Annotated in this window: 25 protein-coding genes and 1 pseudogene; 22 read left to right on the top strand and 4 right to left on the bottom strand. The window is 63.7% G+C overall.

Annotated features, from left to right (window positions below):
• The first annotated feature begins 14 nt into the window (after positions 1 to 14).
• Positions 15 to 3353 carry a mechanosensitive channel MscK gene (mscK, locus tag PSH87_RS02280; RefSeq protein WP_017734885.1) on the top strand — a complete coding sequence of 1113 codons (3339 nt, stop codon included), beginning with the start codon at positions 15 to 17 and terminating at the stop codon, positions 3351 to 3353.
• A 48-nt stretch (positions 3354 to 3401) separates the two neighbouring features.
• Complete coding sequence (gene selO / locus PSH87_RS02275) at positions 3402 to 4865, top strand: protein adenylyltransferase SelO (protein ID WP_017734884.1); 1464 nt, start codon at positions 3402 to 3404, stop codon at positions 4863 to 4865.
• Positions 4866 to 4895: 30 nt separating this feature from the next.
• Here the strand turns inward: selO and PSH87_RS02270 are convergent, their stop codons facing one another.
• Both PSH87_RS02270 and PSH87_RS02265 read right to left on the bottom strand, forming a co-directional pair.
• The gene (locus PSH87_RS02270) at positions 4896 to 5297 is read right to left on the bottom strand and encodes a type II toxin-antitoxin system HigA family antitoxin (protein ID WP_017734883.1); all 402 of its coding nucleotides are present in this window, start codon (positions 5295 to 5297) and stop codon (positions 4896 to 4898) included.
• Between the two features lie 4 nt (positions 5298 to 5301).
• Positions 5302 to 5589: a type II toxin-antitoxin system HigB family toxin gene (locus PSH87_RS02265; protein ID WP_026136541.1), complete on the bottom strand. Its 288-nt coding sequence runs from the start codon at positions 5587 to 5589 to the stop codon at positions 5302 to 5304.
• A gap of 236 nt (positions 5590 to 5825) precedes the next feature.
• Between PSH87_RS02265 and trxC the strand changes: the two genes are divergently transcribed.
• Positions 5826 to 6260, top strand: a complete 435-nt coding sequence (gene trxC, locus PSH87_RS02260; protein ID WP_305432328.1) for a thioredoxin TrxC — start codon at positions 5826 to 5828, stop codon at positions 6258 to 6260.
• Positions 6261 to 6359: 99 nt separating this feature from the next.
• On the opposite strand, the gene PSH87_RS02255 is transcribed toward trxC, so the two are convergent.
• Together PSH87_RS02255 and PSH87_RS02250 are read right to left on the bottom strand one after the other, a co-directional pair.
• The gene (locus PSH87_RS02255) at positions 6360 to 6575 is read right to left on the bottom strand and encodes a DUF6124 family protein (RefSeq protein ID WP_017738899.1); all 216 of its coding nucleotides are present in this window, start codon (positions 6573 to 6575) and stop codon (positions 6360 to 6362) included.
• Between the two features lie 437 nt (positions 6576 to 7012).
• Positions 7013 to 7783, bottom strand: coding sequence for a ParA family protein (locus tag PSH87_RS02250; RefSeq protein ID WP_124525477.1), 771 nt, complete (start codon positions 7781 to 7783; stop codon positions 7013 to 7015).
• Between the two features lie 349 nt (positions 7784 to 8132).
• Here PSH87_RS02250 and PSH87_RS02245 point away from each other — a divergent pair, with 349 nt between their 5' ends.
• From PSH87_RS02245 to PSH87_RS02155, 19 genes and pseudogenes are all read left to right on the top strand, one after another.
• A complete protein-coding gene (locus PSH87_RS02245) occupies positions 8133 to 8849 on the top strand; it encodes a beta-ketoacyl synthase chain length factor (RefSeq protein WP_017738897.1) in 717 nt (238 codons plus the stop codon).
• Complete coding sequence (locus PSH87_RS02240) at positions 8828 to 9640, top strand: 1-acyl-sn-glycerol-3-phosphate acyltransferase (RefSeq protein WP_017738896.1); 813 nt, start codon at positions 8828 to 8830, stop codon at positions 9638 to 9640. Before PSH87_RS02245 ends, PSH87_RS02240 begins: the two co-directional genes overlap by 22 nt.
• Positions 9618 to 9887, top strand: coding sequence for a phosphopantetheine-binding protein (locus PSH87_RS02235; protein WP_017738895.1), 270 nt, complete (start codon positions 9618 to 9620; stop codon positions 9885 to 9887). The genes PSH87_RS02240 and PSH87_RS02235 overlap by 23 nt, the downstream gene beginning before the upstream one ends.
• A gap of 9 nt (positions 9888 to 9896) precedes the next feature.
• A complete protein-coding gene (locus PSH87_RS02230; protein WP_017738894.1) occupies positions 9897 to 10151 on the top strand; it encodes an acyl carrier protein in 255 nt (84 codons plus the stop codon).
• Positions 10148 to 10693: a hypothetical protein gene (locus tag PSH87_RS02225; RefSeq protein WP_305432325.1), complete on the top strand. Its 546-nt coding sequence runs from the start codon at positions 10148 to 10150 to the stop codon at positions 10691 to 10693. Before PSH87_RS02230 ends, PSH87_RS02225 begins: the two co-directional genes overlap by 4 nt.
• Positions 10690 to 12360 carry an acyl-CoA synthetase family protein gene (locus PSH87_RS02220; protein WP_305432324.1) on the top strand — a complete coding sequence of 557 codons (1671 nt, stop codon included), beginning with the start codon at positions 10690 to 10692 and terminating at the stop codon, positions 12358 to 12360. Before PSH87_RS02225 ends, PSH87_RS02220 begins: the two co-directional genes overlap by 4 nt.
• Positions 12353 to 13087 carry a glycosyltransferase family 2 protein gene (locus PSH87_RS02215; protein ID WP_305432323.1) on the top strand — a complete coding sequence of 245 codons (735 nt, stop codon included), beginning with the start codon at positions 12353 to 12355 and terminating at the stop codon, positions 13085 to 13087. Before PSH87_RS02220 ends, PSH87_RS02215 begins: the two co-directional genes overlap by 8 nt.
• On the top strand, positions 13084 to 14019 hold the full coding sequence (locus PSH87_RS02210; protein ID WP_305432321.1) for a glycosyl transferase: 936 nt from the start codon (positions 13084 to 13086) through the stop codon (positions 14017 to 14019). Before PSH87_RS02215 ends, PSH87_RS02210 begins: the two co-directional genes overlap by 4 nt.
• The gene (hutH, locus tag PSH87_RS02205; protein WP_207041240.1) at positions 14003 to 15544 is read left to right on the top strand and encodes a histidine ammonia-lyase; all 1542 of its coding nucleotides are present in this window, start codon (positions 14003 to 14005) and stop codon (positions 15542 to 15544) included. The genes PSH87_RS02210 and hutH overlap by 17 nt, the downstream gene beginning before the upstream one ends.
• Positions 15537 to 15962: a thioesterase family protein gene (locus PSH87_RS02200; protein ID WP_207041241.1), complete on the top strand. Its 426-nt coding sequence runs from the start codon at positions 15537 to 15539 to the stop codon at positions 15960 to 15962. The genes hutH and PSH87_RS02200 overlap by 8 nt, the downstream gene beginning before the upstream one ends.
• A gap of 29 nt (positions 15963 to 15991) precedes the next feature.
• Positions 15992 to 16645, top strand: a complete 654-nt coding sequence (locus PSH87_RS02195) for an outer membrane lipoprotein carrier protein LolA (RefSeq protein WP_017738887.1) — start codon at positions 15992 to 15994, stop codon at positions 16643 to 16645.
• Complete coding sequence (locus PSH87_RS02190; protein ID WP_305432319.1) at positions 16635 to 18947, top strand: MMPL family transporter; 2313 nt, start codon at positions 16635 to 16637, stop codon at positions 18945 to 18947. The genes PSH87_RS02195 and PSH87_RS02190 overlap by 11 nt, the downstream gene beginning before the upstream one ends.
• A 33-nt stretch (positions 18948 to 18980) precedes the next feature.
• The gene (locus PSH87_RS02185) at positions 18981 to 20228 is read left to right on the top strand and encodes an NAD(P)/FAD-dependent oxidoreductase (RefSeq protein WP_305432317.1); all 1248 of its coding nucleotides are present in this window, start codon (positions 18981 to 18983) and stop codon (positions 20226 to 20228) included.
• Positions 20225 to 20959 carry a class I SAM-dependent methyltransferase gene (locus PSH87_RS02180; protein ID WP_305432315.1) on the top strand — a complete coding sequence of 245 codons (735 nt, stop codon included), beginning with the start codon at positions 20225 to 20227 and terminating at the stop codon, positions 20957 to 20959. Before PSH87_RS02185 ends, PSH87_RS02180 begins: the two co-directional genes overlap by 4 nt.
• Entirely contained in the window at positions 20956 to 21438 is a 483-nt protein-coding gene (locus tag PSH87_RS02175; RefSeq protein WP_305432313.1) for a hypothetical protein, read from the top strand. Before PSH87_RS02180 ends, PSH87_RS02175 begins: the two co-directional genes overlap by 4 nt.
• Positions 21435 to 22601 carry a beta-ketoacyl-[acyl-carrier-protein] synthase family protein gene (locus PSH87_RS02170; RefSeq protein WP_305432312.1) on the top strand — a complete coding sequence of 389 codons (1167 nt, stop codon included), beginning with the start codon at positions 21435 to 21437 and terminating at the stop codon, positions 22599 to 22601. Before PSH87_RS02175 ends, PSH87_RS02170 begins: the two co-directional genes overlap by 4 nt.
• A complete protein-coding gene (locus PSH87_RS02165) occupies positions 22598 to 23059 on the top strand; it encodes a hotdog family protein (RefSeq protein WP_124525463.1) in 462 nt (153 codons plus the stop codon). The genes PSH87_RS02170 and PSH87_RS02165 overlap by 4 nt, the downstream gene beginning before the upstream one ends.
• A pseudogene (gene fabG / locus PSH87_RS02160) lies at positions 23056 to 23786 on the top strand (3-oxoacyl-ACP reductase FabG). The gene PSH87_RS02165 and the pseudogene fabG overlap by 4 nt, the downstream one beginning before the upstream one ends.
• Positions 23786 to 25012, top strand: a complete 1227-nt coding sequence (locus tag PSH87_RS02155) for a beta-ketoacyl-ACP synthase (RefSeq protein WP_305432311.1) — start codon at positions 23786 to 23788, stop codon at positions 25010 to 25012. The pseudogene fabG and the gene PSH87_RS02155 overlap by 1 nt, the downstream one beginning before the upstream one ends.
• The last annotated feature ends 11 nt before the right edge of the window (positions 25013 to 25023 follow it).

Here is a 25023-nt window from a genome sequence, read left to right as displayed (position 1 = left end):
CACGACCGGTCTCTATGCCAATCCTGCGCACGTTCCTCGCCACTGCCCTGCTGGGCCTGACCCTTTGTGTCGGCACCGTCCACGCGGCCGACCCGCCCAGCGCCGACGCTATCCAGCAATCCCTGGACAAGCTGCCCGACCGCAAGCTGCCCGACGCCGACATGAAGGCGTTGCAGAACGTCCTGCAACAAACCCTCACCTACCTGGGCAACAAGCAGGATTACGAGCAGCGCCTGGCGGACCTCAAGCGCCAGCTGGAAGACGCGCCGCGCCAGACCGTCGAGAACCAGCGCGAGCTGACCCGGCTCAAGGCCACCAAAATCGTCCCGGTGGCGCAACGCTATGCGAGCCTGCCGGTGCCGCAGCTGGAGCAATTGCTGGTGCAGCGCACCACCCAGCAAGGCGACCTGCAAAAAGACCTGGCCGACGCCAACAGCCTGACCATCGCCGCCCAGACCCGCCCCGAGCGCGCCCAGACCGAAATCAGCAGCAGCCAGACGCGCATCCTGCAGATCAATTCGATCCTCAAGGCCGGCAAAGACAACGGTAAAACCCTCAGCAGCGACCAGCGCAACCAACTGAACGCCGAGCTTGCCGCCCTCAACGCGCTGATCCCCCTGCGCCGCCAGGAACTGGCCGGCAACAGCCAGTTGCAAGACCTGGGCAACAGCCAGCACGACCTGGTGGTGGAAAAAACCGCGCGCCTGGAACAAGAGATCCAGGACCTGCAAACCCTGATCAACCAGAAACGCCTGGCGCAATCGCAACAAACGGTGACGCAACAGTCCATCGAAGCGCAAAAGGCCGGCGGCAGCAGCCTGCTCGCCACCGAAAGTGCGGCCAACCTGAAACTGTCCGACTACCTGCTCAAAAGCACCGACCGCCTCAACGACCTGACCCAGAAGAACCTGCAAACCAAGCAGCAACTGGACACCGTGACCCAGAGCGACGCCGCCCTGGATGAGCAGATCAACGTGCTCAAGGGCAGCCTGCTGCTGTCGAAGATCCTCTATAAACAGAAACAGGCCCTGCCCCGCCTCACCGTGGACCGCGACCTGGCGGACGACATCGCCAACATTCGCCTGTACCAGTTCGAGGTCAACCAGCAACGGGAGCTGATTAGCTCACCGAGCACCTATGTGGATAACCTGCTGGCCAACCAGGCGCCGGAAGATGTCACCCCACAACTGCGCCGTACCTTGCTGGAACTGGCGATTACCCGCAGCGACCTGCTGGAGCGCCTGAGCCGTGAGCTGAGCGCGCTGCTGAATGAATCGATCACCCTGCAACTCAACCAGAAACAATTGCTGAGCACCGCCACCACGCTGCGCGCGACGCTCGACGAGCAGATGTTCTGGATTCCCAGCAACAAGCCGCTGGACACCGAGTGGCTGGAAACCGTGCCGGCGCACCTGAGCAAGCAGGTCACTACCCTGCCCTGGGCGTCCAGCGTCAGCGAGCTTTATGACGGCCTGACCCAGCGCCCGCTGCTGTTCCTGCCGCTGTTGTTGTTGATCGGTGCGCTGCTGTGGCGGCGTAAAAACCTCTATCAGCGCCTGAACAAGGTCCATCAGGACATCGGTCACTTCAAGCGCGACAGCCAGTGGCACACGCCCCAGGCCATCCTGATCAATATCCTGCTGGCGATGCCGGTGTCCCTGGGCCTGGCGCTGTGCGGCTATGCGCTACAGATTGACGCCCGTGGGCAAAACGCCAACCTCGGCGCGGCGCTGTTGCAGATCGCCCAGGCGTGGATGGTGTTCTACACCGCCTACCGCATCCTTGCGCCGGGTGGCGTGGCCGAACTGCACTTCCGCTGGGAAAAGCCCCAGGTCGAGTTTCTCCAAGGCTGGGTGCGCAAGCTCGGCCTGGTGGTGCTGGCGCTGGTCGCCGTGGTGGCCATCGCCGAGCACCAACCAGCGGCGCTGGCCGACGACGTGCTGGGCATCGGCGTGGTGCTGCTGTGCTACGCGCTGATGGCCTGGCTGCTGGGCCGCCTGTTGCTGCACAGCCCGGCCCACGAAAAGGCCTCGCTGTTCCGCAAAGCCGTCGGCGTGCTGTTTACCGCCCTGCCCATCGCGCTGTTTATCGCCGTGTGTTTTGGCTATTACTACACCGCGCTCAAGCTCAGCGACCGCTTGATCAACACCCTGTACCTGCTGATGTTCTGGCTGGTGATCGAAGCCACCTTCGTGCGCGGCCTGGGCGTTGCCGCACGGCGACTGGCCTATGCGCGCGCCCTGGCCAAACGCCAGGCGGCCAAGGAAGCCGGCGACGGCGAAGCGGTAATCGAAGAGCCGACCCTGGACATCGAACAGGTCAACGAACAGTCCATGCGCCTGATCCGCCTGGCCTTGCTCGGCGGCTTTATCGCGGCGCTGTACTGGGTGTGGTCGGACCTGATCTCGGTGTTTTCGTATCTGGATAACATCACGTTGTACGAATACACCAGCGGCACGGGCGCCAATATCAGCATGGTGCCGATCAGCATCGGCGACCTGCTCGGTGCCCTGATCATCATCGGCATCACCTTCGCCCTGGCGCGCAACCTGCCTGGTCTGCTGGAAGTGTTGGTGCTGTCCAAGCTGGACCTGGCCCAGGGCAGCGCGTATGCGACGACCACGCTGCTGTCCTACGTGATTGCCGGCGTCGGCTTTGTGTCGACGCTGTCCACCCTCGGCGTGAGCTGGGACAAGTTGCAATGGCTGGTGGCGGCGCTGTCGGTGGGGTTGGGTTTCGGCATGCAGGAGATCTTCGCCAACTTTATCTCCGGCATCATGATCCTGTTCGAACGCCCGGTGCGGATCGGCGACACCATCACCATCGGCAACCTGTCGGGCACGGTGAGCAAGATCCGCATCCGCGCGACGACGATCACCGACTTTGACCGCAAGGACATCATCGTCCCGAACAAGACGTTCATTACCGGGCAACTGATCAACTGGTCGCTGACCGACACCATCACCCGCGTCACCCTGAAACTGGGGGTGGACTACGGCTCTGATCTGGACCTGGTGAAGGAACTGTTACTCAAGGCCGCCAGGGAAAACCCGCGCGTCCTCAAAGAACCCGAACCTCACGTGTACTTCCTCAACTTCGGCGAAAGCACCCTCGACCACGAACTGCGCATGCACGTGCGCGACCTCGGTGACCGCAACCCGGTGATCGACGAGGTGAACCGCTTTATCAACCGCGAGTTCAAGAACCACCACATCAACATCTCGTTCCGCCAGATGGAGGTCTACCTCAAGAACCTCCACGGCCAGGAATACAAACTGGTGGAAGTCGACAGCCCGGCCAAGCCCGCCAACGACGGCGGCGTCACCGAACCACCGCCGAGCAAACTCGACTAACCGCGCTATCCCCAGCAGAATGCTCGGACATTCTGCTGGAGATGGCCGGTGAAAGCCCTCGACGAACTGACCTTCGACAACCGCTTCGCACGCCTGGGCGACGCGTTCTCAACCCACGTACTGCCCGAACCCCTCGACGCCCCGCGGCTGGTCGTGGCGAGCAATGCCGCCATGGCCCTGCTCGACCTCGACCCGGCCGTGGCCGAGACGCCGGTGTTCGCCGAACTGTTCGGCGGGCACAAGCTGTGGGCCGAAGCGGAGCCACGGGCGATGGTCTACTCCGGGCATCAGTTCGGCGGCTACACGCCGCAGCTCGGTGATGGTCGCGGGTTGTTGCTGGGCGAGGTGTACAACGCCGCCGGCGAGCATTGGGACTTGCACCTCAAGGGCGCAGGGCAGACGCCGTATTCGCGCATGGGCGATGGCCGCGCGGTGCTGCGCTCTTCAATCCGTGAGTTCCTCGCGTCCGAAGCCCTGCATGCGCTGGGCATCCCGAGCAGCCGTGCGTTGTGCGTGATCGGCTCCGACACCCCGGTGTGGCGCGAGAAACAGGAGCGTGGCGCGATGGTATTGCGCATGGCGCCGAGCCATATCCGCTTCGGGCATTTCGAGTACTTCTACTACACCAAGAAGCCCGAGCAGCAGGCATTGTTGGCCGAACACGTACTGAACCTTCATTACCCTGAGTGCCGTGAGCAGCCCGAGCCGTACCTGGCCATGTTCCGCGAAATCGTCGAGCGCAACGCCGAGCTGATCGCCAAATGGCAGGCTTACGGCTTCTGCCACGGGGTGATGAACACCGACAACATGTCGATCCTGGGCATCACCTTCGACTTCGGGCCGTTCGCATTCCTGGATGACTTTGACGCGCATTTCATCTGCAACCATTCCGATCACGAAGGGCGCTACTCCTTCAGCAACCAGGTGCCCATCGGGCAGTGGAACCTGAGCGCACTGGCGCAAGCGTTGACGCCGTTCATCAGTGTGGATGCGTTGAAGGAAGCGCTTGGTCTGTACCTGCCGCTGTATCAAGCGAACTACCTGGACCTGATGCGCCGCCGACTTGGGCTGACTACCGCTGAAGACGATGACCAGAAACTGGTTGAACGCCTGTTGAAGCTGATGCAGAACAGCGGCGTGGATTACACCCTGTTCTTCCGCCGCCTTGGGGATGAGTCGGCGGCGCTGGCCGTGGCGAAGCTGCGCGATGATTTTGTCGACATGGCCGGGTTTGATACCTGGGCCGACCTGTACAAGGCCCGCGTAGAGCGGGACGGGGATTACAGCCAGGAACAGCGCCGCGAGCGGATGCACGCGGTGAACCCGCTGTACATCCTGCGCAACTACCTGGCGCAGAACGCCATCACCGCTGCCGAGTCCGGGGACTACAGTGAAGTGCGGCGGCTGCATGAGGTGCTGAGCAAGCCGTTTGAAGAACAGCCGGGGATGGAGCAGTACGCGCAGCGGCCGCCGGATTGGGGGAAGCATTTGGAGATTAGTTGTTCGTCCTGAGAAAACCCTCATCCAGCGTCTTGATCGCCGTCAGATGAACATGTCCACGGGCACCTTGAAGAACTCCGCCAGCCAACGAATCTGCCGAACGTTGAGCTGGCGTTTCCCACTCAGGATTTCCGAGACAACCGATTGGGCACCGACTCCAGGCAAGTCGCTTTGCGTCAAACCATGCTCCTGCATCATTGAACGCAATACGTCGACACCGCTCGCCTCGGGCATTGGCCAATGCTCCAAGTCATAGGCCTCAACCCAATCACCGATGATATCGACCAACCCCATCAGCGGATGAGCTTCGTCCTCGCCAACGATGTCCAACAATTCATCCAGCGCTGCCACCAGAACATCGTAGTCAGCCTCGGTTTTAGGCTTGCGCAGCAAAGGCGCCACGAATTGCCAATGCTCAGTTACTTGCTCGATCAATGCTGTCACTGCATTACTCCTTCCATTTGCCCTTGTCATATTCCCGGTGATCCAGCACATGCCGGATATAGAGACGCTGTACTCGAAAGCGCACAAGCGCAATCAGGCGTAGCTTGTTGCCTCCAATGTTGAAGACATGCAATGACCCCACCTTGTCCACCGCAGGAAAAACCGCCTTCAATGCCGCAAAATCTTCAGGGCTGATGACTTTGACCTTCCGATACCACTCATCCAATGCAGTGGCTGAATATGGCCATTTTTCCTTGGCATTTCGGATTTGCTTCGCACTGATTACTCGCATGCAACGTCCCTATCGCATCTTGCTATGCAAGGTTAAACCCGAACGCTGACTATCGCAATTTGCTATAGCTTCGAACGGACCAATGGTGCTTTGTCGAACACGCCTTCGCAGCCTAGATAGACAGGCGTCATCGCCACCGAAAAATCTGTGAGCATATGCAACGCCCACTTGAACTTGATAACGCTCGGAAACGACTCCAAATAAGACCTTCCTGGTCTGTTTTGTTGGAGCCCCCCATGTCCGAACCTCTCGTCATCCCCTGCCCTCACTGCAACGGCCTCAACCGCATCCCCGGCGAACGCCTGGGCGACGCGCCCAAGTGCGGGCGCTGCAAGCAGCCGGTCTTACTGAGCAAGCCTTTCGAACTGAAGCAAGGCGACTACGCCAACCAGATCAAGGGCGATTTGCCGTTGCTGGTGGATGTGTGGGCCGAATGGTGCGGGCCGTGCAAATCGTTTGCGCCGGTGTTTGAACAGGCGGCCGGGCAGCTGGAGGGCAAGTGCCGGCTGGCCAAGCTGGACAGTGAGGCCAATCAGCAGCTGTCGGCGCAGTTGGGGATTCGTTCGATTCCCAGTTTGATTTTGTTCAAGAACGGCCGCGAAGTGGCGCGCCAGAGTGGGGCGTTTCCGTTGCCGCAGTTGATGGCCTGGCTGCGCAGCCAAGGCGTGTAACCCGGTCAAATGTGGGAGCTGGCTTGCCTGCGATTGCAGTGTTGAATTCACTGCAGCTATCGCAGGCAAGCCAGCTCCCACAGAGACCGCATTGCAGGTTTAGGGCAGTGGGGCTTCGCGGTCCATCATCTGGCCGACCAGCAGTACGCCTAGCTCGCTTAATTGGTGGATCGCCAGGGCCACGTCGCGGTGTTCGCCGGTGAGGTCGTTGGAAAGGCTGAGCAATAAGGTGCGCACGCTAGAGAAGGTCTCGTAGCTGTTGAGGACGAGGGTTTCGGTGGGGAGGTTGGGGGTAACAGAATAAAGATTAGCCATGGATCGTCTCCGGAGAATGGAGCCGCAACCGACCGCTACTAAACAGAGGGTGGCAGCTGTACGCAGGTTAGTAGACCGGGGAGACACAACCGGCGCGCCCGAAAGCGCCCTCCGTACAGCCACCATCAAATGGAGAATTGCTGTACGTCTCACCACGGGCTACTAAACCCGATCACTGAACATTCAGCGACCGGCGAACCTTAAGAGACACCCCTCCAGACGCACAAGCCGGCGGATTCTGGCGTACGCGTAGGCAACGATACAAGGCTCATGCCCTATTGCCAGACCTGTCCTACAGCATCAGTAGGACATATCCAAATCCCGTTCTGGAATGCAAAAAAATGTGGGAGCTGGCTTGCCTGCGATGACAGTGTTGAATTCACTACAGCTATCGCAGGCAAGCCAGCTCCCACAGGGGAATGGTGTGGCATTCGAGATCAGGCGCTTTCCAGCAGGTTATGCAACTCCACAAACTGCTGGGTCAACTTATGCCGTGGGTCCAGGTGGATCAGCGGCTTGCTCTCCTGGTGCGACTCGCGCATGCGCACCGAACTGGCCAGGTACACCGGCAGCACCGGCAACCCCTCGGCAATCAACTCATCGAGCATCTGCTGCGGCAGCGTCGCCCGGGCCTGGAACTGGTTGACCACGATCCCTTCAACCTCAAGGCCTTCGTTGTGGTCCTCCTTCAACTCTTCGATCTCAGCCAGCAGGCCGTACAGCGCCTGGCGCGAGAAGCTGTCGCAATCGAAGGGGATCAGCACGCGATCAGCGGCGATCAACGCCGAGACCGCGTAGAAGTTCAGCGCTGGCGGGGTGTCCAGGTAGATCCGGTCGTAATCTTCGCTCAACTCGTCCAACAGCTTTCGCAGCTTGTTGATCTTGTGCTTGGCCTCAAGCTTGGGCTGCAGGTCTGCCAGCTCGGCGGTGGCGGTGACCACATGCAGGTTATCGAAGGGCGTTTCGTAGATATCCACCTTGTTCTTCTTCGAAAACGGCCCGGAAGACAGGGTTTGCTTGAAAAAATCCGCGATCCCCATGGGGATGTCGTCGCCCGTCAGCCCGGTGAGGTACTGGGTTGAGTTGGCTTGTGCATCGAGGTCCACCAACAGGGTTCGATAGCCTTCGCTGGCGCTGACCGCCGCCAGGTTGCAGGCAATGCTGGATTTGCCAACGCCGCCTTTCTGATTGAACACCACACGCCGCATGGAAAAACCTCCGTGTATCAATGAATGCCCGAGTGTAGAGGGCAAAAGCGCCTGTTAGCTACCTTGTTCATCCACGCACTTACAGCATCACAGGCGATTGGAGCGCCGACTGTCATATGCCGCCGACAAATTAAACAGAACAGTCCGACAATCCAATCTGATTCCGGGTAACCGACAATCTGTAAATCTTTCCGGGCCATTTGTAATCAACCTTGAACAATTCATTACCAAAGTTTGCTAGAACCCCGCAGCACCGGGATAATGCGCGCCATTCGGCCATTGTTCCCTGTCCCGGTATTCGGGGCCAACGGCCGCACATGGAAGCCCGCAGGGGCGGGATAACCTCTCAGTGATCAATTTCAACATCGCCCAATGGCGCGCCTGGGCCCCTGGTCTCGACTGCGCGCAAGACTGGCTGGCCTGGAGCAAGGCCCCAGTGGTCATTCCCGCCAGCGACGCCTCCCCCGACGTGTCATTTCTGCCAGCGATGCAGCGCCGTCGCCTGAGCCGCCTGGCACGCATGGCGTTCAGCGTCGGCTGGCCATTGGCCGAAGGCTTGCAGGATCTGCCGCTGGTGTTCATCTCCCGGCATGGCGAAACCCCGCGCACCCTCGACATCCTCAGCGACCTGGCCAACGACCAGCCCCTGTCGCCGACCCAGTTCAGCCTGTCGGTGCATAACGCGGTGATTGGGCTGTGGTCGATCCTGCGCAATGAAACCAGCGAAATGACCGCCCTCGCCGCCGCCGGCGACGGCCTGGAACACGGCTTGCTGGAGGCCGCCGCGCTGCTCAACGAAGGCGCCCCGGCCGTATTGCTGGTAATCACCGAAGAACAGCCACCCGAGGCCTACGCCAGCTGGATCAAGGACGTGCCGTTCCCCTACGCCCTCGGCCTGCTGCTGACGCCGGGCGACGAGTGGCAGCTGGAACTGCGCACCGCCACGGTCCAACCCACTCAAACCCAGTGGCCCCACGCCCTGAACCTGCTGCGCACCCTGCTTACCGAGCAAGGCGCCTGCCAACATGCCTGGAAGAACCGCGTATGGAACTGGCAACGCAAGTAATCACCGACAAGCCACGGCAGGCCTACTATTGGCGCCTGTTCGCGACCGCCATCAGCTTCCTGACCTTTGGCGTCGGCGGCCTGTGCCTGCGCTTGCTGGTGTTCCCGCTGCTCAGTTGCCTGCCGGGCGATGCCAGGCAGCATCAGCGACGTGCGCGCCACACCATCAGTTGCCTGTTCTGGTTTTTCATTCGCCTGATGTACCGCCTGGGCATCCTCACCTACAGCGTCGAAGGTGCGGAAAAACTCGGTCGCCCGGGGCAGATGATCGTGGCCAACCACCCGTCGCTGATCGACGTGGTGTTCCTCATCGGCCTGATGCGCCAGACCAACTGCGTGGTCAAGCAGAGCCTGTTCCAGAACCCGTTCATGCGTGGCCCGGTGCGCGACGCCGGCTACATCAGCAATGACGGCAGCGCCGACATGCTCGACGCCGCCGCCGACGCCCTGCGCGACGGCCAGACCCTGATCATCTTCCCCGAAGGCACCCGCACCACGCCCGGCGCGGCGCCCGCCTTTCATCGCGGGGGCGCCGCCATTGCACTGCGCGGTGCGACAATCGTCACCCCGGTGGTGATCAAGGTCAGCCCCACCACACTGACCAAGGCCGAGCCCTGGTATCGCATCCCCAAACGCCGCTTTCACTTCAGTTTGCGCGTGGGTGCCGATATAGAACCACAGGCGTTCGCCACACTGGGGCCCGCGCCCCAGGCTTCACGCAAGCTCAACGATTACCTGCATGACTATTTTATTAAGGAGCTCGCCGAAGATGAGCGACAGCAACAGCCTTGAGTACGACATAAAGACGCTGATCATCGAGGCCCTGGGCCTTGAGGACATCAGCGTCGACGACATTGGTAGCGACCAAACCCTGTTCGGCGAAGGCCTGGGCCTGGATTCGGTAGACGCCCTGGAACTGGGCCTGGCGATCCAGAAAAAGTACGGCATCAAGATCGATGCCGACGCCAAGGACACCCGCAATCACTTCACCAACGTGGCCAGCCTTGCGGCGTTCGTCACGGCCCGACAGGCAGCTTGAGACCCTACCATGCAAACTCGTGACGATATTTTCAACACCTTGCGCGACGCCCTGGTGGAACTGTTTGAACTGGCGCCGGAACGCGTCACCCTTGACGCCAACCTGTACCAGGACCTGGAAATCGACAGCATCGACGCCGTGGACTTGATCGACCATATCAAGCGCCAGACCGGCAAGAAGATCGCCGCCGAAGAGTTCAAGGCCGTGCGTACCGTGGACGACGTGGTTGAGGCGGTGTACCGCCTGGTGCAACCCGCCGCATGAGCCGGCTGATCGGCCTTGGCCTGTTGTTGGCGGGGCTGCTGTACCCCTTTGCGGTGTATTACGGCACCGAGCACTTTGCACCGTGGCAATTCGGCCTGCTGCTGGGCAGCCTGTGGCTGTTGCGCGCGGTTACCGGCGCCCGGCGCCCCGGCAGCCGCTGGATGGCGCTGGCGGTGATCGTGTTCTGCCTGCTGCTGGCCTGGTTCGACAACCCGCACCTGCTGCGCTGGTACCCGAGCCTGGTCAGCGCGTTCATGCTGGCGCTGTTTGGCCTGAGCCTGAAATACGGCCCGCCGATGGTGGAACGCCTGGCGCGCATGACCGACCCGCAGCTACCGCCCCACGCGATTGTGTATACGCGCCAGGTCACCGTGGTCTGGAGCGCGTTTTTTCTGTGTAATGGCCTGCTCGCCGCCGCCCTCACCCTGTGGGCGCCGCTGAGCTGGTGGACGTTGTACAACGGCCTGATCGCCTACGGGCTGATGGGGCTGTTGTTTGCCGTGGAATGGCTGGTACGACAAAGGGTTCGAGGCCGCGTATGAATGGGTTGAAACTTGAGCACTTGCTGCTTGAGCCGCTGGAGCAGCGTCCGGTCACCACCGAACCTGCGATGAATCACGCCCAGCTGTGGGAACAGTCCCTGAGCCTCGCGGCGGGGCTGCGCGCGCGCGGTATCCAGCGCGTCGCCGTGCACCTGGAAGACGCCGGTCTCCTGGCGATTGCCCTGCTGGGTGCCTGGCGCGCCGGGGTCAGCGTGCTGCTGCCGGCCGACCTGCAAGCGCAAACCCACCAACGCTGGGACACTGCCGTCGACGCCTGGTTGACCGACGCGACGCACCTCGACGCGCTGTATCAAGCGCCGTTGAGCGCAGCGGCGCTGGACCTCGACGCCTGCCAACTGAGCCTGTGCACCTCCGGCTCCAGCGGCGAGCCCAAGCGCATCGACAAGTCCCTGCGCCAACTGGCCAACGAAGTCGACGCCCTGGAAACCCTGTGGGGCGCAGACTTGAAAGGCGCCTGCATCATCGGCAGCGTCGCCACCCAACATATCTACGGCCTGCTGTTCCGCGTGCTGTGGCCGCTGTGCGCCGGGCGCGCCTTTGTGCGCAAGCAACTGGCCTTTCCCGAGGACTTGCAGCGCGCCAGCCGCGAACACCCACAATTCGCCTGGGTCGCCAGCCCGGCGCTGCTCAAGCGCATGGGCGACAACCTCGACTGGCCGGCGCTGAGCCAGGTGTCGCGGGTGTTTTCCTCCGGCGGCGCGTTGCCCATCGAAGCCGCTGGCGAGCTGTACGACCGCCTGCAGCAATGGCCGACGGAAATCCTCGGCAGCTCGGAAACCGGCGGCATCGCCTGGCGCCAGGGCGCGCAGCCCTGGCAGCCGTTCGCCGACGTGGAGTTGAGCCAGGACGCCGACGGCGCCCTGCGCATCGCTTCGCCCTACCTGCCCGCCGGGCATGTCGAACAGACCGCCGACGCCGCGCGCATCCACGCCGATGGCCGCTTCGAACTGCTCGGGCGCCTGGACCGCATCGTCAAGCTGGAAGAAAAACGCATCTCCCTGCCCATGCTCGAACAAGCGCTGATGGCCCACCCGTGGGTCGCCGAAACCCGCTTGGGCGTGGTACAGGAAAACCGCGCGTCACTCGGTGCATTGGTGGTGCTGAGCGCCGAGGGCCTGCATGCCTTGCGCAATCAGGGCCGGCGCACGCTGACCCAAACCCTGCGCCAGCATCTGAGCCAACACTGCGAAGCCCTGGCGCTGCCGCGTCGCTGGCGCTTACTGCGCCAGCTGCCGCTCAACAGCCAAGGCAAACTGCCCCAAGCCCAAGTCGAGGCGTTGCTGCTGGCGCCACGGCCAAAGGCGCCGGAAGTATTGGAGCAAGTCGAAGCCAACGGCGAGTGGACCTTGCAACTGAGCATCCCGCCGGACCTCGCCTACTTCAGCGGCCACTTCCCGGTCACGCCGGTGTTGCCGGGCGTGGTGCAGATCGAATGGGCGTTCAACCTCGGCCAGCAACTGCTCGACTTGCCCGCGACCTTCGCCGGGATGGAAGTGCTCAAGTTCCAGCAACTGGTGCGCCCGGGCGACGCGGTCGAACTGCACCTGCGCTTTGATCAGGAACGCAGCAAGCTGTACTTCACCTATCGCAATGGCGACGCGGCCTGCTCCAGTGGGCGGATTTTGCTGGAGACCGTCGATGCATAAGCCCTGCGCCCTGATCCCGGTCTACAACCACGAAGCCGCCGTCCCGGCCGTAGTCCGCAGCCTGCTCGACAGCGGCCTGCCCTGCCTGCTGGTAGACGACGGCAGCAGCCCAACGTGCGCGGCAGTGCTTGCACAACTGGCAACCCTGGATAACGTCACCTTGCTGACCCTGCCGAGCAATCAGGGCAAGGGCGGCGCGGTCATGGCCGGTTTCCGCGAAGCCGCGCGCCTGGGCTTCAGCCACGCCCTGCAAGTGGACGCCGACGGCCAGCACGACCTGCGCGACGTCGACACCTTCCTCGACGCCTCTCGCACCCACCCCAGCGCAATCATCTGCGGCTACCCCGAATACGACGAGAGCGTGCCCAAAGGTCGCCTCTACGCGCGCTACCTGACCCACGTATGGGTGTGGATCAACACCCTGTCGCTGCAGATCCGCGACTCCATGTGCGGCTTTCGCGTGTACCCGCTGCCCCCCACGCTGGCGCTGATGGACTCGGCCTACATCGGCACGCGCATGGATTTCGACTCCGACATCCTCGTGCGCCTGGCCTGGCGCAACCAGCCGATGCGCTGGCTGCCGACCCGCGTGCATTACCCGGCGGACGGCCTGTCGCACTTCCGCCTGTTCCGCGACAACGTGCGCATCTCGGCGATGCACACCCGCTTGTTCTTCGGCATGTTGGTGCGCTCGCCGATGATCCTGTGGCGGCGGTGGCAGGCATGAGCGACAGCACCAAGCACTGGGCCGATCGCGAGGAGCGCGGCAGCTTCCTGCTGATGAAACTCACCGCGTTCGCCGCCAAGGTCCTTGGCCGCCGCGTGTTGAGCCCGCTGCTGTACGCCATCGTCCTGTACTTCTTCCTGTTCGGCCGCACCGCACGCCACAGCGCCTGGCAATACCAGCAGCGCCTGGCCGAGTGGAGCGGGCGTGATGACCTGCGCCCCAGCCACAAGCGCGTGTTCGGCCAGTTCATGGCCTTCGCCGACTCCCTGCTCGACAAACTCGACGTGTGGAACGGCAAGCTGCGCCTGGAACAGATCGAGATCAACGACCCGGCCAAGTTGCGCGGGCAACTGCGCGGCGAGCGCGGGCAGATGCTGGTGGGCGCGCACCTGGGCAACCTCGAAGTGTGCCGCGCCCTCGCCGAGATTGGCGAACAAGTAACCATGAACGTGCTGGTGCACACCAAGCACGCCGAACAATTCAACCGCCTGCTCGGCGAAGCCGGGGCGACGCACTTGCGCCTGATCCAGGTCAGCGAACTGGACCCGGCCACCATGCTGCTGCTCAGCCAGCGCCTGGATGACGGCGAATGGCTGGCCATCGCCGGCGACCGCGTGCCGCTGCACGGCGGGCGCACGGTGCGCGTGGACTTCCTCGGCCACGCCGCCGCCTTCCCCCAAGGCCCGTGGCTGCTGGCCGGCTTGCTCAAATGCCCGGTGAACCTGCTGATGTGCCTCAAGCACAAAAGCCGCTATCGCCTGACCATCGAGCCTTTCGCCGATTTGATCGAATGGAAACGTAATACCCGCGAGCAGGTCATAGCCCTGTGGACCGCGCGCTACGCCGCACGCCTGGGCCAGTTCTGCCTGGAAGCGCCCCAACAATGGTTCAACTTTTACCCTTTCTGGAAGACCGATGACCACGCATCTTGAGCCGGTAACCTTTGGCGAACGCGCTTTGCGCATCGAAGACGTGCTGGCCCTGGCCAACCGTCAGGCGCCTACCCAATTGCAGGGCGATGCCGCCTACCGCCAGCGCATCGCCAAGGGCGCGCAGTTCCTCGACTCGCTGCTGGACAAGGAAGGCGTGATCTACGGCGTGACCACCGGCTACGGCGACTCCTGCGTGGTGGCCGTGCCGTTGCAGCACGTCGAAGCGCTGCCGCGACACCTCTACACCTTCCACGGTTGCGGCCTGGGCAAGTTGCTCGATGCGCAAGCCACCCGCGCCGTGCTGGCCGCGCGCTTGCAGTCGCTGTGCCACGGCGTGTCCGGCGTGCGCGTGGAGCTGCTGGAACGCCTGCATGCCTTCCTGGAACACGACGTGCTGCCGCTGATCCCGGAAGAAGGCTCGGTGGGCGCCAGCGGTGACCTGACGCCGCTGTCCTACGTGGCCGCGACCTTGTCCGGCGAACGTGAAGTGATGTTCCGTGGCGAACGCCGCCAGGCCGCCGACGTCCATCGCGAACTGGGCTGGGACCCGCTGGTGCTGCGCCCGAAAGAAGCCCTCGCGCTGATGAACGGCACCGCCGTGATGACCGGCCTCGCGTGCCTGGCCTTCGCCCGCGCCGACTACCTGCTGCAACTGGCCACGCGCATCACCGCGCTGAACGTGGTGGCGCTGCAAGGCAACCCGGAACACTTCGATGAGCGCCTGTTCGCCGCCAAGCCGCACCCGGGGCAGATGCAAGTCGCCGCGTGGCTGCGCAAGGACCTGGCCATCGACGCGCCGACCGCGCCACTGCATCGCTTGCAGGACCGCTACTCGCTGCGCTGCGCGCCCCACGTCCTCGGCGTGCTGGCTGACAGCCTGAACTGGCTGCGATCGTTCATCGAGATCGAACTGAACAGCGCCAACGACAACCCGATCATCGACGCCGAAGAAGAACGCGTGCTCCACGGCGGCCACTTCTACGGCGGCCACATTGCCTTCGCCATGGACAGCCTCAAGACCCTGGTGGCCAACGTCGCCGACCTGCTCGACCGCCAGCTCGCCCTGCTGGTAGACGTGCGCTACAACCACGGCCTGCCAAGCAACCTGTCCGGCGCCCCGGCAGACCGCGCGATGATCAACCATGGCTTCAAGGCCGTGCAGATCGGCACCAGCGCCTGGACCGCCGAAGCGCTGAAAAATACGATGCCGGCCAGCGTGTTCTCGCGTTCCACCGAATGCCACAACCAGGACAAAGTGAGCATGGGCACCATCGCCGCCCGCGATGCGATCCGCGTGCTGGAACTGACCGAACAGGTCGCCGCGGCCACCTTGCTCGCCGCCAACCAAGGCGTGTGGCTGCGCGCCCAGGCCGCCGATGCACGCCCGCTGCCTCCCGCGCTGGCGGCGATGCACGAACAACTGGCGCAGGACTTCCCGCCAGTGATCGAAGACCGCGCCCTCGAAGGCGAACTGCGCCTGTGCCTGCAACGCATCGCCGCGCAACACTGGAGGCTGCATGCGTAGCCCCGGCGTGCTGCACTGCGACACCGAAATCCTCGTGCCGTTTTTCGACGTCGACACCATGAACGTCGTCTGGCATGGGCACTACGTGAAGTACCTGGAAGTGGCGCGCTGCGCGCTGCTGGACAAGCTCGGCCACAACTACACGCAGATGCTGGAGTCGGGCTACGCCTGGCCGGTGATCGACATGCAGCTGCGCTACGTGCGCGGCGCGGTGTTTGGCCAGACCATCAACGTGCGCGCCAGTTTGGTGGAGTGGGAGAACCGTTTGAAGGTCAATTACCTGATCACCGACCTGGCCAGTGGCGAGCGGTTGACCCGTGCCAGCACCGTGCAAGTCGCAGTGGACGTCACCAGCCGCGAAATGCAGCTAGCCTCCCCCAAGATATTCACAGACGCCGTCGAGAGAGCCCTGAAATGAGATCCCCTGTGGGAGCGGGCTTGCCCGCGATGGACGTCAACGATAACGCAATCCGCCTGACACTCCGCAGCGCCCTCAGGCTCATCGCGGGCAAGCCCGCTCCCACATTGTTGATCGGGTTGTTCCTGAGTTTCAGTGCCCATGCTTTTGACTTGCAGCAGCTCAGCGACCAGCTCGCCAAACCCTCGGTGATCCACGGCAACTTCACCCAGGAAAAACACCTGCGCGCCCTGCCCCAGCCGCTGGTCAGCAAAGGCACCTTCGTCCTCGCCAAGGACCACGGCCTGCTGTGGCTGCTGAAAACCCCGCTGCAACAGGACTACCGCATCAGCGCCCAGGGCATCGCCCGCCGTGACGCCACGGGTTGGCAGCCGCTGCCGAACAAGAGCGCCGGTGCCGAGCAGAATCGTCTGTTCCTCGCCGTGCTCCAGGGCGACAGCAGCGGCTTGCAGCGTGACTTCGAGCTGCAACTGAAAGGCGAGGCCAACGACTGGAAGCTGACCCTGATCCCACGCTCGCTGCTGCTGAAACAAGTCTTCACCCAGATCAATATCGAAGGTGGCGAGCTGGTGCAGAACATCGAGCTGCTGGAAACCCAGGGCGACAGCACCCTGCTGCGCATGCAGGACAGCACCGCCGCCCTGCCCTTGAGCGACGCGGAGCGCCACGACTTTGCGCAGTGAGCGTTTGTTACCGCGGCTGTTCCTGATCCTGCTGGTGGCCGTGTTGGCCCTGGCCGGCTGGCAGTGGCGCCATGGCGCGCCGTTGTCGGCGAACCTGATGGAGCTGGTGCCGGGCAACACGCCGGACGCCCTGGAGCTGCAAGCCGAACAGCGCATGCAAGAGCCGTTGAACCGCGAAATGCTGGTGCTGGTCGGGCATGCCGACCGCCAGCAAGCGGTGGCCGTGGCGCAACAATTGGGCGAGCGCTGGCAAGCCAGCGGCCTGTTTGAAAAGGTCCAGTGGAACCTGCAAGCCGACCTGCCGGCGCTGCGCGAGCAATTGCTGCGCGGGCGCCTGGCGATGCTCTCGGCCAAGGACCGCGAGCAACTGATCGAACAACCCGACGCCTTCATCCAGCAGCGTGTGCAAGCGCTGTTCGACCCCTTCACCGGCTTCAGCCTGGTGCCGAGCCAGGATGACTGGCTGGGCCTGACCGGGCGCATCCAGAACAGCCAGCCACAACACGGCTCGGTGCAGTTGGATATCGGCAGCGGCGCGCTGATCGCCGATGCCGACGGCCAGAGCTGGGTGCTGCTGCGTGCGCGCACCACCGGCAATGCCTTCGACATGAAACCGCTGCAAGTGGCGGACCTGCTCCAGGCCAGCCGTGCACAAGCCGGCGAGCAAGGCGCGCAGTTGCTCGCCGCCAGCGGGCTGCTGTATGCGGCCAACGGTCAGCAGCAAGCCACGCGGGAAATCACCTGGGTCGGCGGCGGCGGCGCCACCGTCGGCATCCTGTTGCTGCTGTTGCTCGCCTTCCGCCGTTGGCGCGTGCTGCTGGCGTTTGTGCCGGTGCTGGTGGGCATGCTGTTTGGCGCGGTGGCCTGTGTGGCGCTGTTCGGCCATATGCATGTGATGACCCTGGTGCTGGGTTCCAGCCTGATTGGCGTGGCGGTGGATTACCCGCTGCACTACCTGTCGAAAAGCTGGAGCCTGAAACCCTGGCGCAGCTGGCCGGCGTTGCGCCTGACGCTGCCGGGGCTGAGCCTGAGCCTGGCGACCAGTTGCATCGGCTACCTGGCGCTGGCCTGGACGCCGTTCCCGGCGCTGACGCAAATCGCCGTGTTCTCGGCCGCCGGCCTGGTCGGCGCGTACCTGTCGGCGGTGTGCCTGTTGCCGGCGCTGCTCAAGGGCGTCGAACTGCGCCCGGCGCAATGGCCGCTGCGCATCGCCGAATGCCTGTGGCTAGTGCGCGAATCGCTGCTCAAGCGCGTGCCGAGCGCGGCGCTGCTGGCCCTGTTGCTGCTGTTTTGCGCCGGTGGCCTGTGGCAGCTCAACAGCAAAAACGATATTCGCCAATGGATCGGCGCGCCGCCGCAACTGCTGCAAGAAGCACAAGCCGTGGCGCGGATTACTGGATTCCAACCCACCAGCCAGTTCTTCCTGGTGCGCGCCGAGGACCAGCAGCAGTTGCTGGAACGGGAAAGCGCCCTGGGCCAGCGTCTCGATCAACTGGTGAACATGGGCAAGCTCCAAGGCTACATGGCCCTCAGCCAACTGGTCAGCCTGCCCGCCGAGCAGCAAACACTGCGCGATGCCCTGAACAATCTGCCGCAACACTGGCAACCGCTGCTGGACCTCGGCGTGCCCGCCAGCGCCCTGCACGCCGAAGTCGCGCACCTGCAAGCGCTGCCCACCCAAGACATCGACGCTGCACTGCAAGGCCCGCTGGCCGAACCCTGGCGCACCTTGTGGCTGGGCCCGGTAGACGGCGGCGTAGCGGCGATGGTCAGCTTGCAAGGCCTGAACAACCCGGCGCTGCTGCGGGTGCAGGCGGTGGATTTGCCCGGCGTGCAACTGGTGGATCGCCTCGGCGATCTGAACCGGGTGTTCGCCGACACGCAGATCAGCGCCGCTGAATTGAAATTGATGTCGTGCGTGCTGATCGTGCTGTTGCTGATCCTGCCGTTCGGCTTTGGCGGTGCGCTGCGCATCGTTGCGCTGCCGTTGCTGGCGGCACTGTGCAGCCTGGCCAGCCTCGGTTGGCTGGGCCAGCCGCTGACCCTGTTCAGCCTGTTCGGCCTGCTGCTGGTCACGGCCATCAGCGTGGATTACGCGATCCTCATGCGCGAGCAGATCGGCGGCCCGGCGGTCAGCTTGCTGGGCACGCTGCTGGCGGCGCTGACGACCTGGTTGTCGTTCGGCCTGCTGGCGGTGTCCAGCACACCGGCGGTGAGTAATTTCGGCTTATCGGTCAGCCTTGGCCTGGCATTCAGCTTTATGCTGGCGCCCTGGGCCGGGCAACAGAAGCACGCCTTATGAATGTGATTATCGCCAATGCGGCAAGGAGCCCTCGTGCCCATAGTTGAAATGGAACGTCGCCAGGTGGTGGTGATCGGTGCCGGTCCGTCCGGGGCCATCGCCGCCGCGCTGTTAAAGCGCAAAGGGCATGATGTATTGATTATCGAGCGCCAGCATTTTCCACGGTTCTCGATCGGCGAAAGCCTGCTGTCCCACTGCATCGACTTCATCGAAGAAGCCGGCATGCTCGACGCCGTGCAGGCCGCCGGTTTCCAGGTGAAAACCGGCGCCGCGTTCGCCTGGGGCGAGCGCTACAGCGCGTTTGATTTCAGCGACACGTTCAGCAACGGCAAGCCGACCACCTTCCAGGTGCAGCGCGGCGAATTCGACAAGCTGCTGGCCGATCAGGCGGCGCTGCAAGGCGTGGACATCCGCTACGGCGAAACCATCGTCGGCGTCGATTTCAAAGGCGAAACCCACTACCTGCACGTGCGCCGCGAGAACGGCAGCGAGTACCACCTCAAGGCCAAGTTCGTACTCGACGCCAGCGGCTACGGCCGCGTGCTGCCGCGCCTGCTGGACCTGGAAGCGCCGTCGGATTTCCCGGTGCGACAGGCGGTGTTCACCCATATCGAAGACCGTATCGAACACCCCGGTTTCGACCGCAGCAAGATCCTCATCACCACCCATCCGACCAAACGTGACATCTGGTTCTGGAGCATCCCGTTCAGCAACGGCCGCTGCTCGGTGGGCGTGGTCGCGGCCAAGGAGCATTTCGACGGCCGCGACGGCGACCTCGATGCGTGCCTGCGCGGGTTTATCGACGAAACCCCAAGCCTGTCCAACGTGCTGCAAAACGCCGTATGGGACACGCCGGCGCGCACCATCGGCGGCTACTCGGCCAACGTCAAGACCTTGCACGGCCCGGGCTTTGCGCTGCTGGGCAATGCGGCGGAATTCCTCGACCCGGTGTTCTCGTCCGGCGTGACCATCGCCATGCGTTCGGCAAGCATGGCCGCCGGCCTTTTGCACCGCCAACTGACGGGCGAAACCGTGGACTGGCAAACCGAATTCGCCGCGCCCTTGAAACGCGGCGTGGACACCTTCCGCTGCTACGTCGAAGGCTGGTACGCCGGCACGTTCCAGGATGTGATCTACCACCCGGACAGCTCGCCGGAGATCCGCCGGATGATCTGCTCGATCCTCGCCGGCTACGCGTGGGAAGAGCGCAACCCGTTTGTCAGCGAGCCCAAGCGGCGCTTGCGGATGTTGTCGGAAATCTGTGCGAGTGAGCCGGTATGAGCAGTCAGTACCTGAGTAAAAACTACGTCGAAGAAACCAAATTCGGCTTCTGGTTCCTGCGCAGCCACACCTGGCAGCACCATGTGCTGCGCGTGGCGATCAACGACCTGCGCAGCCTGTTCACCGACCCGCTGCCAGAGGCGCCGGTGCTGCTGGATGCCGGTTGCGGCCAGGGCAAGTCATTCCAATACCTGCGGCAGGTGTTCGCCCCCGCACGCCTGATCGGCCTCGACGCCGACCCCCACAGCCTGACACTGAGCCAGGCTGAAGCGGCGCGCCAGGGCATGGCCGTGGAGCTGATCGGCAGCGATTGCGCCACGCTCGATGTGCCGGATGAAAGCGTCGATATCCTGTTCTGCCACCAGACCTTTCACCACCTGGTCGAACAGCATCGCGCGCTGAAAGAGTTCTACCGCGTGCTCAAGCCGGGCGGGTACCTGCTGTTTGCCGAGTCCACCGAAGCCTATATCGACACCTGGGTGATCCGCTGGCTGTTCCGCCACCCGATGCATGTGCAGAAAAGCGCTGAGGAATACCTGGAGATGATCCGCGAACAGGGCTTTGAATTCGGCCCGCAGAACGTCTCGTACCCGTACCTGTGGTGGAGCCGTTCCAGCGATTTCGGCCTGCTGGAGCGCTGGGGCCTGCGCCAGGCGCCGCCGGTGGGGCAGCGCGAAGAAACCCTGGTCAACTGCGTGGCGCGCAAGCCGCTGGCGAGCGCGGCCACATGATGCGTGTGTGGCTGATCGGCTGCCTGTTGTTGCTGAGCGCCTGCGCCAGCCAGCCGCCGTTGCCGGAGAAACCCCCGAGCCTGGCCCTGCCCCTGCAATTGCACGTGCAGCGCTTGGCTGATGGCCAAAGCCAGGACTGGCTGCTGGTGATCCAGCGCGAAGGCGGCGGCATGCGCTGGTCGATGATGGACCCGCTGGGCATTCCCCAGGCCCGGCAAAAACTGATCGATGGGCAGTGGCAGGCCGACGGCTTGCTGCCGCCCAATCCTCAGGCGCGCGAGCTGTTTGCCGCGCTGTTGTTTGCGCTGACCTCGGCGAATGACTTGCGCGCGCTGTATCCGACGGCGCAAGCGATGGACCTGACGCGCACCCTGCCGGGTCATTGGAAGATCGTGTATCAGTCTTCCGAGGTGTTCAGCGTGAACATCAGCGGCCAGCCCCTCAGCTACCGCATCACGCCGCTGGGAGCCGGGCAATGACGGCCTACCTCAACGCCCTCGGCGTGATCTGCGCCCTCGGCCGTGGCCAGGCCGAGGTCAGCCGCAGCCTGTTTGCCGGCGACTGCTCGGGTATGGTCGCCGAAAGCGGCTGGGTGCCGGAGCGTGTATTGCCGGTTGGCGCGGTACATGGCGAGCTGGCGACTATCCCCGCAGAACTCGGCCAGCAGAGCAGCCGCAACAACCAGCTGCTGCTGGAAGCGGCGTTGCAGATCGAGGGCGAGATTCGCCAGGCGATCCACACCTACGGCGCGTCGCGGGTCGGCGTTGTACTGGGTACCAGCACTTCGGGGATCGACGAGGCCAGCCGTGGCATCGCCCATTTCCTGCGGGAACACCAGTTCCCCGGCGACTACGACTACCAGCAGCAGGAACTCAGCGCTCCGGCGAATTTCCTCGCCGACTGGCTGCAACTGAGCGGCCCGGCCTATGTGATTTCCACCGCCTGCACCTCCAGCGCCCGCGCACTGATGAGCGCCCAGCGTCTGCTGGATTTGGGCGTGTGCGATGCGGTGATCTGCGGTGGCGTGGACAGTTTGTGCAAGCTCACGCTCAACGGTTTCAGCTCGCTGGAAGCGGTGTCGAACGAGCGCTGCAACCCGTTCTCGGTGAACCGCAACGGCATCAATATCGGCGAAGCGGCGGTGCTGTTTGTGATGAGCAAGGAGCCGGCGCCCATCGCCCTGCTGGGCAGCGGCGCCAGTTGTGATGCGCACCATATCTCCGCACCCGAGCCCAGCGGCAAAGGCGCGTTGCAGTCGATGCGCAAGGCGTTGGCTAGCGCGAAATTGCAGCCCGGGCAGATCGGTTACCTGAACCTGCACGGCACCGCCACCCAGCACAACGACGCCATGGAAAGCCTGGCCGTCGCCAACCTGTTCCCCCACGGCGTGGCCTGCTCATCGACCAAGCCCATGAGCGGTCACACCCTCGGTGCGGCGGGCGCGCTGGAAGCGGCGTTCTGCTGGCTGAGCCTGCGCCACGGCCAACTGCCGCCGCACGTCTGGGACGGCGTGCCCGACCCGGCGCTGCCAGCCTTGCACTGGGCACGGCTGGGCGACACCCTGGAAAAACGCTGCCTGATGAGCAACTCGTTTGCCTTCGGCGGCAACAACGTCAGCCTGATTATCGGAGAGGCCCCATGACCCCTTGGCCACTCGCCGAACTGCTGCCCCATGCCGGCGACATGATCCTGATCGACCAGGTGCTGTCGTACGATGAAGAGCAGATTCGCACCCGCGTCACCGTCACCCCCGGCGGCCTGTTCAACCGCCCCGACGGCAGCCTGCCTGCGTGGGTCGGCATTGAGTTGATGGCGCAAAGTGTCGCCGCCTATGCCGGTTGCCGGGCGCGCCACAAAGGCGAAGCCGTGGAACTGGGCTTCCTGTTGGGCACACGTAAATTCGAGTGCAACGTGGAGCACTTCCCGGCCGGCGCCGAGTTGACCATCCACGGCCTGCGCTCCCTGGAAGACGACAACGGCATGGGTGTGTTCGAATGCCACCTCACCGGCGAAGGCATCCAGGCCAGTGCGCGCTTGAACGTATTCCGACCGCCCCAGGCGGCCACCTATTTAGATGAATCGAAGGACGTAACGCCATGACTGAATCCGTACTGGTCACCGGCTCCAGCCGTGGCATCGGCCGCGCCATCGCCCTGCGCCTGGCCCAGGCCGGGCACGACCTCGTGCTGCACTGCCGCAGCGGGCGTGCCGAAGCCGACGCGGTGCAGGTCGAGATCGAGGCCCCTGGGCCGCAAGGCGCGGGTGTTGCAATTCGATGTGGCGGACCGGGCTGCATGCAAGGCAATCCTTGAAGCCGATGTGGAGCAGCACGGCGCCTACTACGGCGTGGTGCTCAACGCCGGCCTGACCCGCGACGGCGCGTTCCCGGCGTTGTCGGAAGACGATTGGGACGTGGTGATGCGCACCAACCTCGACGGTTTCTACAACGTGCTGCACCCGGTGATGATGCCGATGATTCGGCGGCGCGCCGCCGGGCGTATCGTGTGCATTACGTCGGTGTCGGGGTTGATCGGCAACCGTGGCCAGGTCAACTACAGTGCGTCCAAAGCCGGGTTTGATCGGCGCGGCCAAAGCCTTGGCGATTGAACTGGGCAAGCGCAAGATCACCGTCAACTGCGTCGCGCCGGGCCTGATCGACACGGCGATGCTGGATGAAAACGTACCGGTGGAAGAGCTGATGAAGATGATCCCGGCGCAACGCATGGGCACCCCGGAAGAGGTGGCCGGCGCGGTGAATTTCCTGATGTCGGCCGAAGCCGGCTACATCACCCGCCAGGTCCTGGCCGTGAATGGAGGCCTGTGCTGATGAAGCGTGTCGTCGTCACCGGCATGGCCGGCATGACCTCCCTGGGCAGCGATTGGGCCACCATCTCGGCCAACTTCCGCGCCAACCGCAGCGGTATCCGGCGCATGGACGAGTGGGACCGCTTCACCGAATTGAATACGCGCCTGGCCGGGCCGATTGACGATTTTGTCGTGCCAGCCCACTGGACCCGCAAGCAACTGCGCAGCATGGGCCGCGTCTCGCGCCTGGCGGTGTGGGCGGCGGAGCAGGCGTTGCAGGACGCCGGCTTGCTCGGTGACGAGTCGATCAAGGACGGGCGCATGGGCGTGGCCTGTGGCTCGTCCACCGGCAGCACCGACGAGATCAAGGCGTTCGGCAATATGCTGCTGAACTCGGTGGCCGAGGGGCTGAACGCCAACTCCTATGTGCGCATGATGCCGCACACCACGGCAGCGAATATCAGCATCTTTTTTGGCCTGACCGGGCGGCTGATCCCCACCTCCAGCGCCTGCACCAGCGGCAGCCAGGGCATCGGCTATGCCTATGAGGCGATCAAGTTCGGCCGCCTGCCGCTGATGCTCGCCGGCGGCGCCGAAGAGCTGTGCCCCACCGAGGCCATGGTGTTCGATGCGCTCTACGCCACCAGCCTGAAAAACGACGCGCCGCAGACCAGCCCACGGCCCTACGACAGCGGCCGCGATGGCCTGGTGATCGGCGAAGGCGGCGGCATGCTGGTGCTCGAAGAGCTGGAGCATGCACTGGCGCGCGGGGCGCATATCCACGCAGAGCTGGTCGGCTTCGGCAGCAACGCCGACGGCCAGCACACCACGCGCCCGGAACAGAAAACCATGCGCCGTGCGATGGAGCTGGCGCTGGAAGACGCCGGCCTGGAGCCGTCCGCCATCGGCTACGTCAACGGCCATGGCACCGCCACCGATCAAGGCGACGTCGCCGAGACCCTGGCCACCCAGGCCCTGTTCGGCAGCCGCATGCCCATCAGTTCGCAGAAGAGTTTCCTCGGCCACACCTTGGGTGCGTGCGGCGCGCTGGAGTCGTGGTTCAGCATCGAGATGATGAACAGCAACCACTATGTGCACACCTTCAACCTGGACGCCGTCGACCCGCAATGCGGCGAGCTGGATTACCTGCAGGGTGAGTTCCGCGAGATGCACCACGACTACGTGATGAACAACAACTTTGCCTTTGGCGGCGTCAACACGTCGCTGATCTTCCGCCGCTGGTCCTGACTTTTTAATCG

The organism is Pseudomonas sp. FP453, assembly GCF_030687495.1.
Classification (GTDB): Bacteria; Pseudomonadota; Gammaproteobacteria; order Pseudomonadales; family Pseudomonadaceae; genus Aquipseudomonas.
Note: the sequence above shows the minus strand (reverse complement) of the source record. Positions and strands in the feature narration are given on the sequence as shown.